Genomic DNA, 12,311 nt, shown 5'->3' on the forward strand with positions numbered 1-12,311 from the left:
GCTAGGCTACTGCAAGCTATCGAGCCGCGCCTTCGCCGGGTGAACGAAGAGCGTCAAGATCAAGCCCAGAGCCAAGATCAAAATGATGCCCAGAATTCCCCAGTAGGTGTAGTCGTGGCCAGCCGGCGTCCACCTGCGACCAAGGTTCAAGAACACCGCGTACATCGCGGGGGCCAAGAAGGACACTGCTCGTCCTGTCGTCGCGTAGAGTCCGAAGACCTCGCCTTCACGGCCTTCGGGAATCATGCGTCCCAGGAAAGACCGAGATGCAGATTGAGTCGGCCCGACGAAAACGCACAGCACCAAACCAAAAGTCCAGAAAATAATCTTTCCACCGTTGTGGAGGAAGAAAACGCTCATTCCCGCGACCACCATGCAGCTCAGTGACAGCACAATGAGCTGCTTCGGGCCAATGACGTCATCCAAGGTGCCCATCGCAATTGTGGCAATTCCTGCAACGATATTTGCAGCGATCGCAAAGATAATCACTTCACCCGAGGTGAAGCCGAAAGCAGTACCCGCCAAGATCGCGCCGAAGGTGAAAACACCAGCGAGCCCGTCACGGAAGACCGCTGAAGCGATCAGGAAGAACAGGGTGTGCGGAGTGTCCTTAGCCAGGGACTTCACCGTGCTTCCCAGCTTGCGGTAGGAATCCCACAGGGTCTCGTGCTCGCCGTGCTTTTCGTCAATGTGCTTGGGCTTAACCGGGTGGAGCATCAACGGCAGAGAGGACAGCAGCATCCACAGCGCGGCAATGACCATCGAGACTCGAATATTCAGCCCATTCTCATGGGTGATTCCGAACCAACCGACCTCGGGGTTAATCAATCCAACGAACAGAATAAGGAGCAGAACAATTCCACCGACGTAACCCGAACCCCATCCAAGGCCAGAAATACGACCCATATTGTCCTTCGTTGACAGGTGGTTCAACATCGCGTTGTAGTTCACCGAGGCGAATTCGAAGAAAATATTTCCCACACCGAGCAGACTGATACCTAAGAGCAATCCCCCACGCGGTCCCAAGGGGCCCTGCGGCGCAACGAAGAACATCAGCGCCAGGCAGATCACCACAAGAACCGTGAAGACTGAAAGCGCGACGCCACCTTTTCCACGGCGGTCTGCCCTCTGTCCGGTAATCGGGGCCAGGAGTGCGATGACGATTCCCGCAGCGAAAAGACCCCACGAGAGGTAATCACTGGCAGTTCCCTTGTCGGTGAATGTGCCATCGTGTGTCAGGTACACCGAAAAGACGAAAGTCGTTGCAACTGCGTTGAACGCTGCCGATCCCCAGTCCCACATTGCCCACTCAATGACGGGCTTCGTCAGGATCGATGATTTCTTCTTCGACGAAGTATTCATCGACTGGGGGGTCGCCGTTTCACTCATACTCACTCCTTATGCGCCTACGACCTTAGGCCTACATGTGAACCTAGCACGGCACAGTTCAGAAAAAGAAAAAATAGATGTGATGGTCGTCAAGCTTGAGCGCCCTCAGCCAAGATCGCGCGAGCAAAAACCAGATCAATTGGGGTCGTGATCTTAAGCGCGCGCCCCTCCCCCTGGACGATCCGAACGGGAATCCCCGCGCTCTGAGCTAACCCGGCATCGTCAGTAAGCGCTGTTTCCTCACTGTTTCCCGTGGACGCGGCCTTCCTGTGCAGTTCCCGAATCACCGACCACGGGAATCCCTGAGGAGTTTGGACCGCAACCAATCCACTGCGATCAACGGTCGCATCGACATAGCGCGCACTTGAGGGCTCCCCAGCCGGGGCCTCGTCAATCAGGCGGAAACTCTTCAAGGTATCGGCAACTGGAAGCCCGGGAATTACAGCCTTCTCACCGGATTGGAGCGCCTCGATGACTCGCTGAACCAGCTGCGCGGACACTAGGGGGCGCGCAGCATCGTGAATCAGCACCGGTGTATCCTCCCCCACTGCCGAGGCCGTGGTTTCCGGTACAGAAAGAGCACCCTTTCGGGCAGCGTCCTCTTCCCCCAAGATTTCTGCAAGTGCATCCAAACCTGCCGCAACAGAAGCTTGACGCGATAGAGGAGAACCTGGGACAACGCGCGAAATTGCACGTAATTCCGGCGAGGAAAGCGCCTCGTTGAATTCGTCAAGGTGATCGGGAGGTGCGGTGATGATCGAAAAATCAACGCCACCCACGTGGAGATTACGCAGAGCACGCTCAACAAGAGACATACCCTCAAGATCAACTAAGGCTTTAGGGCGATCCGAGCCCAGCCGAGTACCCGATCCTGCAGCAGTGATAACCGCAAAAACTCGATCGGAATGAGTCTGTGTCACTCTTCCGAGTCGTCTTCCGGAAGGTCGTCCGCGATAGCAAGGGAGGAGTCATATCCCTCGGCAAGGACCTCATCGAGTCGAGCAGCCGCTGCGGACTTATCGATGCCGCGGGCAAGAGCAAGTTCTGAACTGAGGATCTGGCGCGCCTTCGTCAGCATGCGCTTCTCACCCGTTGAGAGCTTCTTCTGATCATCGCGGCGAGTGAGATCACGAACAACCTCGGCGACCTTCACAATGTCACCGGTCGCAATTTTCTCTTGGTTCGCCTTGAAACGACGAGACCAGTTCGTCGGTTCCTCGATATAGGGAGCGCGAAGGACCGAGAGAACAGTTTCAAGCCCGTCTTCGTCGACAACGTCACGAACCCCAACAAGGTCAACGTTTTCAGCGGGAACTTGGATGGTGAGATCTCCTTGGCTTACGCGAAGAGTCAGGTAGGTCTTCTCTTCTCCGCGAATCATGCGGGTGGAGATTTCCTCGATCTTGGCGGCGCCGTGGTGAGGGTAAACAACGGTCTGACCGATCTCAAATGACATAGAAGAAACTCCTGCACTCCAGCTGAACTGCGGTTTATATTCTATCAGTTTGTGCCCTTTGTGTGCCCGGGACGAGAACTCGCTTTTTCCTGAGGATTCACAGAGCTTTGCAGCCTGAAGTCTTCACGCGGGAAGGTGGTAGTTTCCACTCCAGCCCTGCAGTTACCGAAACTTCAAAGTCGGACGCGCTCTTCGTTCCCGTTTCCCTCCGAGCACAAGTGGCCCCCGGGTCTCAACCTCAGTGCGGTCCCCGTAGATCTTGGTTTCCTTGCCGCGCAACTCACCCCTGGGTCCACTTCCATCTACCGGAAGGAGAATCGATCCCTCCACGCACAAGTACACCCCTGCCCTTAGATCAAGCTCTGAGTCGTTTCCCTCGTTTCGCTCCCCACAGAAGAATCTCGGAAAGCTGTCGAAGGACCAGGGAAGGGTCGGCCAGCGCACTCCACCGCAGACGAACGACTTTCCAGCCCTCGGCCTCGAGACGACGCTGGCGATCTTGCTCATCTTCAATCACCGAATGAACCTGATCGACGGTATCCCCATATTTCTGGCGGCCATCAAATTCGTACGCAATTTTGTGCATCGGAAAAGCAATATCGACGAAACATTGACGACCGACGGCATTGACTTCATATTGGGTCTGCATTTGGGGAGCCCTGGCAGATTGAAGAATAAATAGAAGACGAGATTCGCCTGGAGACTCACACCCCGCGTCAAGCCTGGGGATCAAGGATCGAAGCTTGGCGTTGTTACGAATATTGCGGGCAAGGCGCGCGTGAGTGAGTTGAAGACTCTCTCGAGCTGAACGTTCCCGGAAGCGAGAGGCCCCTTGCCTGAAACGATCAAAGTTCACGATGGCGGCAAAAATCATGTTGATTTGAGGGAAAAGATCAGCCAACCGCATGCGGCGAGGGGCACGAGTGACGCAACGAATGAGGAGAGACTCTTGATCCAAGAAACGCAGTCCTTCAACGCGCTTAAGACCCGCACGGCCATCGCAATGACGCGGACCGACACTGATCGCAGCCGCGACTACGCGCTGATCGAGAACTACTGCTGGGAAATGCAGAGGACGAAGGCTGTGATCTTTGCCGTGACACAAGTCCGGGGCTAGGTCAAAGTCGTGCGTGTAGCCGTAGATAAAGAGTGACAGACGAGAATCAAGCACGAGATAGGGGCGTCGGTGGATCGCCGCCAGAGCTCGTGCGATCAGGACCATGAATTGGGCATTCACCAAGCCTTGATGACAAGCTGATCGAAGGGCAGATGAGGGAAGATAACTTCCTCTGATGATCCGAACAATTTCACCGGATCGACAGCGATTGGCGAGAACTCGTCGGTTACTTGTAGACGAGTAGAGCATCGCTTGGGACACACTCCGAATAATCGAAGAGATGAAACGTGGCTCAATAACGATTTTCACCGCGCCCTCCTCTTTCGGATCCACACTCGATGAACACTGACCGTCTATAAGTAAGGATGCGTGCTGCGACTTCAACTGGCAGAACAGTTATGCAATCTGTGGATAACTCGGCTCAAACACAACACTGTGGATCGGCGGTTGCGCTACTTCAGGCTAGAAACCAAACCAAAACCCTCGCATCGAAGCTACTCAAATGCCCCACCCTTGCGATCGCTACCCTAGCGAGCCCAAATCTCCATTCACCCGGACAAAGTGCGTCTGAATGCGGAGACAAAGGTACAAATACTGTGAATCAGTTGAGGCTATGACGCACTTTGTCCGGGCTGAAGCGCCATAACAGCATCGGCGCAGGAACCATAAGCGCCTTCACGCACAGAACCAGACAGTAGATATAGCGAAGCCCCGGCGTCGCCCGAAAAGGCGACGCCGGGACTCCGTTCAGATCACTTGCCCTGGTTAGCGACCGCGGCGATCTTCGCCTCGGCCTCAGGATCCAGGTAGGTGCCGCCCTTCTTAACGGGCTTGAGGGTCTCTTCATCAAGCTCGTACACCAGCGGAATACCGGTGGGGATGTTCACGCCGGCGATGTCCTCGTCGGAGATCTCATCCAGGTGCTTGACGATGGCGCGCAGGGAGTTGCCGTGCGCTGCAATCATGACGGTCTTGCCGGTCTTGATCGCGGGAACGATGGTCTCATCCCAGTAGGGCAGCAGACGTGCGATGACGTCCTTGAGGCATTCGCTCATGGGAACGGGCTCCCCAGCGTAGCGGGGATCCTGATCCTGCGAGAACTCAGAACCTGCCTCAATGGCGGGCGGAGCCACGTCGAAGGAACGGCGCCACAGCATGAACTGCTCTTCGCCGTATTCGTCGCGGATTTCCTTCTTGTTCTTACCCTGGAGCGCACCGTAGTGACGCTCGTTGAGGCGCCAGTTGCGCTCAACGGGGATCCAGTGACGGTCAGCGGCGTCGAGAGCCAGGTTCGCGGTCATAATCGCGCGACGCAGCATCGACGTGAACAGGAGATCCGGAAGAACACCGGACTCCTTGAGGAGCTCACCACCGTGGGTTGCTTCCGCGCGGCCCTTGTCCGACAGCGGAACATCCACCCAACCGGTGAAGAGGTTCTTTGCATTCCATTCGCTCTCGCCGTGGCGGAGCAGCACCAGTTTGTAGGTCATGCTCCTATTCTTTCATCCTTTTTCCATATGTGTCAGGACGTGTGTCATGCATCATCTATTTCACATGCACTTGCAACCAAATCAACCATGATCAGTCCATATCGAGTGCCCGCCCAGCGACCATTCAGCGACATTCCTTTAAACTCTCCGCATGAGTGACACAACTTCAAAGCGCCACTTTTTCCATACGGCGACCGCATTGACCGCAATGGCCGCACTCTTTTCTCTGAGTGCATGCTCCCAGAGCACGCCTTCCACTTCAACGACGACCGAGGCGACGCAGGCTCCCGAGGCCTCCGCCACGACGACCACTGCAGTACCGGCTGTCGCAGGTTACAAGCCCGGCGAGATCCCGCCGATTCCTCTCTTCAAGGTTCCCCCGATCGGCGTCTTCGCTTCCAACGCGGACAAGGCCGTTATCGACGCTACCTCAAAGATTTCCTCCGTTCCCGGCGTGACAGTTGCTCCCGCCGTGTGTGACGGCTCCGGTCTCGTTACCAACGGTGGAAACACAGTCCTTGGCGGCGACGGCTCCGGCGTCTCGAACAACGGTGACAAGCAGGTTGTGAACAACGGTGACGGCTCCGGCGTCATCAACGAGGGCCCCGTGAGCATCGTTGTCGACGGTACGGGCGGCGGTGTCTACAACGATTCATCCACCGGTCTGAACATCGTCATCAGCGCCGACGGCTCGGGCACCTACAACTCCAACACCCTGAACATTGTTATCAGCCCCGATGGCTCGGGCACCTACAACAACTCCGAGACGGGCGAAAGCATCGTCATTAGCGCCGACGGCTCGGGCACCTACAGCAACACCAAGACCTCCGTAAACTACAACCTTGATGGCAAGGGTGCCGGCGTCTACACCGACCCGAACCTCAACATCATCAACAATGGCGATGGCACCGCGCAGGTCAACGGACAGCAAGTCAAGGCCGACAAGGCCCCGACTGCCGGCAAGGTCGGCAAGTTCCCCAAAGTCGACAGCCTCAAGCCCGTCGAGAGCTGCGGTACCACCATCACCCTTGAGGACGGCGTCCTCTTCGACTTCGGCAAGTCCGATATTCGCCCCGAGGCAGCGGCAACCCTGAAGAATCTCGCTGAGGTTCTGACCAACGCGAAGGTTCCGCTTGCACACATCTACGGCCACACCGATTCAATCGGTGATGACGCATCGAACCAGACCCTCTCCGAGGAGCGCGCAGCCGCTGTCGTGAGCGAGCTGAAGAAGGATGGCGTCACAGCAACCCTGGATTCACAGGGCTTCGGCGAGAGCAAGCCTGTTGCTCCGAACACGAACGCTGATGGCTCCGACAACCCGGCAGGCCGCCAAGCGAACCGCCGAGTTGAAATCTTCATTCCCGCTTTCTGATTACTTTCAAGGATTCACAATGACTATTCGTTCACCTCGCTCTCTGGCCGCTTTCGCGGTCACCACGACCGTGGCCCTCGCTATGGGCATCAGCGCTTGCAGCCAGACCAACAATCAGGGCGCCGAGCAGCTGGCCTCCGCGAAGGCAACGCTCCAGAGCGCCGCTGCCGAGGCCTCGACCGCCGCATCGGCCGGCCTGGCCAGCGCGTCTGCGACCGTCTCCGCAGCGCAGGCAACCGCTTCGTCTGCTGCCAATAGCGCAAAGGAAACGGCACAGGGCGTCACCGGAAGCACTCAGACTATCGTAGATTCTGACGTTGTTGTCACCGTTCCCGAGGGCGTTGCCCACGTGGTGATCTTCGGTTCGGACGTCAAGCTGACCTCGACCCACGCAATCGAGTCCATCACGATCGGCGGCAGCGACAACACTGTCACCCTCGCTTCCGTGAACCGCGTAAGCATCAGCGGCTCGAGCAACACGGTCACCTACTCCTCGGGCAACCCGAATGTTGCCGATACAGGTGCCGACAACTCGGTCTCCAAGGGCTGACTTTCTTTAGCTCACAGAGGGGCCGGGATGCGTTTAGCGTCCTGGCCCCTCTTCGCACGCGCGGGCGTCCGCTTTCGTTGAGGGGCCTCCCGCATGATGGCGTGCATGCAGCTGTCCATTCGCGATAGATTTTCTTCGATTGACGAGGCCGCGCCGACCATCCGCTTGCGCCCAGAATCTCGCTTCACCACCAATCGTCCACGCAACAGAAGAGGACCATCATGAGGATCCACGTAACCTACGCCGGGGGCACCATCGGAATGGTTGATTCTCCGGATGGTTTACGACCGGGCGCTGACTTGGCCTCGTGGCTCAATGCGCAATTGGACGGTATTGAACTCTCGGGACAGGTTTCTCTTTCTCAGCTCTCTCCTTTAGTTGATTCTTCTGAGACAACGCCTATCCACTGGCAGATGATTATCGACGACGTTCGTTCTCACGCCGATAGTGCGGATGCTTTTATCGTTTTGCATGGCACAGACACGATGGCTTACACCTCAGCAGCACTGTCCTATGCTCTGGCCGATTTTGACAAGCCGATTGTTTTCACGGGCTCGCAGTATCCACTGGGGGTAGTCGGTACAGACGCATCGGCGAATGTTACCGGTGCTTTGCGCGCTGCGGGAAGCCCGCAGGTTCGAGGTGTCACCCTATTCTTTGGCCACACGCTTTTGGCAGGCAATCGCGCGACAAAAACTTCGTCATGGGCGTTTGCCGGCTTTGATTCCCCTTCGACTTTGCCAGTCGCGCGAACCGGCGCCCCGTGGCAGTGGTACCACGGCATCGAGGCGGGTGAGGGCTGGGCGAAGCCCGCTCCCTATACCCGTCACGATGTCGCGGTGATCGACATTGTTCCCGGGCTGTCTGCCGAGCGTCTGCGCGCAATGCTGACTCCCGCACCCGAGGCCGTCATTATTCGCGCGTATGGCGTGGGCAATATCCCGGCCTCTGACCCGGGAATTGTCGATGTTCTTGCAGGGCTTCGCGCGCAGGATGTTCCGCTGATCGTGGCTTCCCAGTGTTATCAATCCGAAGTGGTTCTGGGCCATTACGAGGCTGGTAGCGCCTTGGCGCGTTTAGGGGCCATCAGCGCTCATGACATGACCTTGGAAGCTCTGTACTCGAAGACAATCTTCTTGCTTTCGCAGGAAATTCGTAGCGATCAGTTCGCGCAGTGGATGAACCGGTCTATCGCCGGAGAGGTCAATCTCCCAACTATTGCCTAGCTGACCTGCACATTTGCGCAATCGACAGACGCTCCGTGAGCAGCTTTAAAAACTGACCACTCAATACAAAACGTATTGGATACACAAGTAAATGCGGGGTGTTTTGTTTTAAAACACCCCGCATAAAGAGAAACTTTCCTCAGGAATACTCAGCGAGTCTCTTTTTCGAATTGCTCAATAATTGCCGTCGGAATACGTCCGCGTTCACTCAAAGAAATACCTTTTTCGCGAGCCCAGCGCCGCACCTGTGAACTCTTTGATTCAGGGGCAGCAGACTGACCCACTCGGCGACTATTCAATCGCCCACCAACCCTACGCGCTGCTGAGATCCAAGGGGAAATCACTCGCTCAAACTCTTCGGCGTTTTCGTTCGAAAGGTCAATCTCGTACGATACACCTTTGAAGGCAAAAGAAATGGTTTGTTCGGCAACTGAGCCGTCACGGTCGTCGACTAATACAACAACTTTTTTCTGCACAGTTTTCACCTTTCGAAAACTCATTAGATTGGGAGAGAAATAAGCTCTCTTCAATCAAGCAATGCACATTTAATCAAAAGTTATCACATTCTATGTGGGGACTAATAATCCGCTGAGGGGCCAATTTTGCTGTCTCAATTTCGCTTTTGAGCGTTGAACGGCCTGACCAAAGTCTATAAACTGTCCTTTTGTTAGAGAATCCTCGGTGCTGAACGCAAAACGGAGAAGGGACATGAACCAAGAAAAGCGTGCTCGCGAGATCGAACAGTTTTTCATTACTATTACTAGGGCTTCCGCGGCTCTTGAGGTTGCACTCAAGCGCGATTTCGGACTGTCGCTCGGCGAGTACCGCGTCCTTGATGAGGTCGCATCAACCGGTGAAATCGGAATCCGGATGGGAGAACTTGCCCAATCGGTCATTTTTAGTCCCTCGCGATTGACCCACACCTATCGTCGCCTTGCAAGCCGCAACCTCGTTGTGCGCACGCCCTACGAGTTCGACCGTCGCGGCGGAACAATCACGATTACAGACTCAGGCAAGGAACTCATCACCAAGGCGCAGCGCGTTGAACGAGCTCTTCTTCGTGACATCATCAGCGATGACATTTCCGACGAAGACCTTAGCGTGATCATTCGCGTGGGCTCAGATGTGAATACACGTTTGGACGAAGTAGAGAAACGTCACTAGTCTCAGGAAATGTGAGTACACCCGGTTTCCCAATCTCTGCACAATCTCCCCGCCTTCGAATGGGGCTCGCGGTTGCGATTACCGCAGTTGCTGCAGGGCTTGTGGGCGCCGGGTGTTCGCATCTTCTCCACATCATCGAGCACCTTGTTTTCGGCCACTTCGATGGCACGCTTCTTCAGGCGATCTCTTCAGTTCCCTGGTGGCACCGCGTCCTAGCTTTAAGCGGAGCGGGCATCCTCGGCGCATTGTCCTGGTACCTCTACGCCCGCATGGGTGGGAAGCCTGTCTCTCTTCCACAAGCAGTCGATGGCCAAAAGATGCCTTTTTGGTTCACGCTCTGGCACTCACTGAATCAGATCCTCATTGTGGGAATGGGGGCTTCCATCGGACGAGAAGTTGCCCCCCGCGAGATTAGCGCCTCCCTCGGGGGGAAAATTTCTGACCTCCTCGGACTGACTCCCCCACAACGCCGGATCATTGTCGGCTGCGCAGCCGGCGCAGGCCTCGCCGCTGTCTATTCACTTCCCCTCTCGGGTGCCGTGTTTGCGCTCGAGATTCTTCTTCTTGAAGTCAACGCAAGCACCGTCTGGCCTGCCTTAGTCATTAGCGGTGGCGCGGTTTTGGTCGCACACGGCTGGGTGCGCACCGAGCCTTTCTACTCCCTTCCCGAGGCCGCGCAGCTTGTCCCAACTGCTTCCCTCACCCTGTGGGCCGTTATCGTCGGTCCCCTACTCGGCATTCTGGGCACCCTTTTCAAGGGCGCGGTGAAGTCCTGTTCTGCCGCGCGACCTACCGGGTGGAAATTGCTCGCGTGGATGATCCCCACCTTCACACTGATCGGGGTCATTACCATCTGGGTCCCATCGATTGCTGGGAATGGCCAGTCCACCGCGCAGTTAGCTTTTGACGGCGCGATTCTGGGCCAAGGAGCACGTGCGGCATCTGGAATCGGCCTGGCGCTTCTCGTTTCTTTGTTTATCGATGGGGTGACGAAGCTCGTCGGAACGCTCGCCACGATTCGCTCTGGAGCATGGGGTGGCACGCTAACGCCAGGCCTTGCGCTTGGCGGCTCCTGCGGGGCAGTCTTCGGTGTCATCTGGTCGCACATTTACCCCGGCGACACGACAGCCATTGTTTGTTTCGCATTCATCGGTGCAGTAGTTTTCCTCGGCACATCAATGAGTGCCCCTCTAACCGCGCTGTGCTTGGTCGTTGAATTTACGCACCGAGGCGCGACACTCTTGGTTCCAACCACGATCGCGCTCGGACTGGGTGTCGGCGCCTCGCGCCTCTGGACGCAACTTCGCATGCGCCGAGCCGAAGCCTAGGGGATTTCTTGGCGCCGCCTCGGCGGTGAGCACCGAGGCACGGGGCGTTACCTAACTCCCCACGGCCTCGTCAATCAACCCAACCCGCAAGCCCGCGCCGGGCGAGGGCCTCCAGAGTCTCGATGGCACCGCGAGAGGCATTTCCCCACGGGATGTAGTTGAACTCTGAGCCGCCCGCCTCCAGGAAAGTTTCCCGGTTGAGTTGGGCAATTTCGTCAACAGTCTCGAGGCAGTCCGCCATAAAACCGGGACAAATGACGTCGAGGCGGCCACTCCCCTGGCGTGCCAAGTTCTCGACCGTGTCGATCGTCGCCGGGCCAAGCCACTCGGCATGGCCAAAGACGGATTGGAAAGTCACAAGGAGTTCATCGTTGGACAGATCGAGGCGGGCCCGCAACGCCTCCACGGTTGCCACGCATTCGCTGCGGTAGGGGTCGCCCTGGTCGTGCATCTTCTGAGGGATCGAATGGAAGGATGCAATGAGCCTGTCTCCCGCAGCGAAATTCGGACGCCCACGCTCGGCCCAGGTGTCTTCAATGGAGCGAGCGAGGGCTTCGATATAGGCGGGTTCGGTTGGGAACGAACGAATGGTCCGCACTTCAAGCTGGTCGCGGCGACTCAGCAGATAGTGAGAAAGAGCGTCGGTGACAGTCGCCGTTGTCGAGGCCGCATACTGGGGATAGGTCGGAATGAGGAGCACGCGGCGGTGCCCCTGCGAGTAGAGCTCGTCGAGGACGGATTCGAGCGAGGGCTGACCGTAACGCATTGCGAGCGCAACGCGAGCCTTGGACGAGAGCGAAGTTGTCAGAGCCTTGGTCTGCGCGATGGATTGCGCCATGAGGGGGGAACCCTCGGGTGTCCAAATCGAGCGGTAATTGGCGGCAATGCGATGAGGACGAAGGGGAAGGATCATGCATTCGAGGATCGGCTTCCACATGAGGGGATGCATTTCGATCACTCGGCGATCGCTCAGGAACTCGCGGAGAAAACGGCGGATGTCACGCGGATGAGGCGAGTCGGGCGTCCCTAGATTAACAAGGACGACGACGGGAGTCTCCGCCGGGTTTTCTGACGTTTCGTCATGTTCTGTCAACACAATTTAGGGTAACACCCAAGGAACGCGCAGGTAGGGGCAGGCACAAGTAAGGTCAGGTGCGGGCAATCACACACCGTCGCGCAAGCACAACGTTTGCTTCTCCGAAGCGGATACCGCTAA

The 12,311-nt window shown here is 56.9% G+C and carries 12 protein-coding genes; 5 read left to right on the forward strand and 7 right to left on the reverse strand.

From position 1 onward, the window contains the following. Positions 1-6: 6 nt before the first annotated feature. The 5 genes from HMPREF1627_RS01345 to HMPREF1627_RS01365 form a co-directional block, all read right to left on the reverse strand. A complete protein-coding gene (locus HMPREF1627_RS01345) occupies positions 7-1,389 on the reverse strand; it encodes an MFS transporter (protein ID WP_107066746.1) in 1,383 nt (460 codons plus the stop codon). A gap of 89 nt (positions 1,390-1,478) precedes the next feature. Further along, positions 1,479-2,309 (reverse strand): IspD/TarI family cytidylyltransferase, encoded by an 831-nt coding sequence (locus tag HMPREF1627_RS01350; RefSeq protein WP_034500440.1) that lies wholly within the window; start codon positions 2,307-2,309, stop codon positions 1,479-1,481. Continuing rightward, a complete protein-coding gene (locus HMPREF1627_RS01355) occupies positions 2,306-2,845 on the reverse strand; it encodes a CarD family transcriptional regulator (protein WP_034500441.1) in 540 nt (179 codons plus the stop codon). The genes HMPREF1627_RS01350 and HMPREF1627_RS01355 overlap by 4 nt, the downstream gene beginning before the upstream one ends. Positions 2,846-3,200: 355 nt before the next feature. Further along, a complete protein-coding gene (locus HMPREF1627_RS09950; protein WP_158705796.1) occupies positions 3,201-4,082 on the reverse strand; it encodes a hypothetical protein in 882 nt (293 codons plus the stop codon). Positions 4,083-4,714: 632 nt separating this feature from the next. Further along, complete coding sequence (locus HMPREF1627_RS01365) at positions 4,715-5,452, reverse strand: phosphoglyceromutase (RefSeq protein WP_009408451.1); 738 nt, start codon at positions 5,450-5,452, stop codon at positions 4,715-4,717. 151 nt (positions 5,453-5,603) lie between these two features. On the opposite strand from HMPREF1627_RS01365, the gene HMPREF1627_RS01370 reads away from it, so the two are divergent. The 3 genes from HMPREF1627_RS01370 (at position 5,604) to HMPREF1627_RS01380 (ending at position 8,603) form a co-directional block, all read left to right on the forward strand. Beyond that, positions 5,604-6,827: an OmpA family protein gene (locus tag HMPREF1627_RS01370; protein WP_034500442.1), complete on the forward strand. Its 1,224-nt coding sequence runs from the start codon at positions 5,604-5,606 to the stop codon at positions 6,825-6,827. A 19-nt stretch (positions 6,828-6,846) separates the two neighbouring features. After that, entirely contained in the window at positions 6,847-7,377 is a 531-nt protein-coding gene (locus HMPREF1627_RS09955) for a DUF3060 domain-containing protein (RefSeq protein ID WP_052040784.1), read from the forward strand. 221 nt (positions 7,378-7,598) lie between these two features. Continuing rightward, positions 7,599-8,603: an asparaginase gene (locus tag HMPREF1627_RS01380; RefSeq protein WP_034500443.1), complete on the forward strand. Its 1,005-nt coding sequence runs from the start codon at positions 7,599-7,601 to the stop codon at positions 8,601-8,603. 149 nt (positions 8,604-8,752) lie between these two features. Here the strand turns inward: HMPREF1627_RS01380 and HMPREF1627_RS01385 are convergent, their stop codons facing one another. Further along, positions 8,753-9,079, reverse strand: coding sequence for a histone-like nucleoid-structuring protein Lsr2 (locus HMPREF1627_RS01385; RefSeq protein ID WP_234305191.1), 327 nt, complete (start codon positions 9,077-9,079; stop codon positions 8,753-8,755). 232 nt (positions 9,080-9,311) lie between these two features. Between HMPREF1627_RS01385 and HMPREF1627_RS01390 the strand changes: the two genes are divergently transcribed. Together HMPREF1627_RS01390 and HMPREF1627_RS01395 are read left to right on the forward strand one after the other, a co-directional pair. Then, positions 9,312-9,767, forward strand: a complete 456-nt coding sequence (locus HMPREF1627_RS01390) for a MarR family winged helix-turn-helix transcriptional regulator (protein WP_034500445.1) — start codon at positions 9,312-9,314, stop codon at positions 9,765-9,767. Between the two features lie 11 nt (positions 9,768-9,778). Continuing rightward, positions 9,779-11,095, forward strand: a complete 1,317-nt coding sequence (locus HMPREF1627_RS01395; protein WP_234305192.1) for a chloride channel protein — start codon at positions 9,779-9,781, stop codon at positions 11,093-11,095. Positions 11,096-11,165: 70 nt separating this feature from the next. Here the strand turns inward: HMPREF1627_RS01395 and hemH are convergent, their stop codons facing one another. Then, a complete protein-coding gene (gene hemH, locus HMPREF1627_RS01400; protein ID WP_034500446.1) occupies positions 11,166-12,191 on the reverse strand; it encodes a ferrochelatase in 1,026 nt (341 codons plus the stop codon). Between the last annotated feature and the right edge of the window lie 120 nt (positions 12,192-12,311).

The organism is Actinomyces sp. S6-Spd3, assembly GCF_000758755.1.
Taxonomy (GTDB): Bacteria; Actinomycetota; Actinomycetes; order Actinomycetales; family Actinomycetaceae; genus Pauljensenia.

What these genes read in the sequence shown, in the direction of transcription:
- HMPREF1627_RS01355 (WP_034500441.1), bottom strand. Translation starts at nt 2,845, where the DNA reads ATGTCATTTGAGATCGGTCAGACCGTTGTTTACCCTCACCACGGCGCC.
- HMPREF1627_RS01380 (WP_034500443.1), top strand. Translation starts at nt 7,599, where the DNA reads ATGAGGATCCACGTAACCTACGCCGGGGGCACCATCGGAATGGTTGAT.
- HMPREF1627_RS01370 (WP_034500442.1), top strand. Translation starts at nt 5,604, where the DNA reads ATGAGTGACACAACTTCAAAGCGCCACTTTTTCCATACGGCGACCGCA.
- HMPREF1627_RS01345 (WP_107066746.1), bottom strand. Translation starts at nt 1,389, where the DNA reads ATGAGTGAAACGGCGACCCCCCAGTCGATGAATACTTCGTCGAAGAAG.
- HMPREF1627_RS01365 (WP_009408451.1), bottom strand. Translation starts at nt 5,452, where the DNA reads ATGACCTACAAACTGGTGCTGCTCCGCCACGGCGAGAGCGAATGGAAT.
- HMPREF1627_RS09955 (WP_052040784.1), top strand. Translation starts at nt 6,847, where the DNA reads ATGACTATTCGTTCACCTCGCTCTCTGGCCGCTTTCGCGGTCACCACG.
- HMPREF1627_RS01390 (WP_034500445.1), top strand. Translation starts at nt 9,312, where the DNA reads ATGAACCAAGAAAAGCGTGCTCGCGAGATCGAACAGTTTTTCATTACT.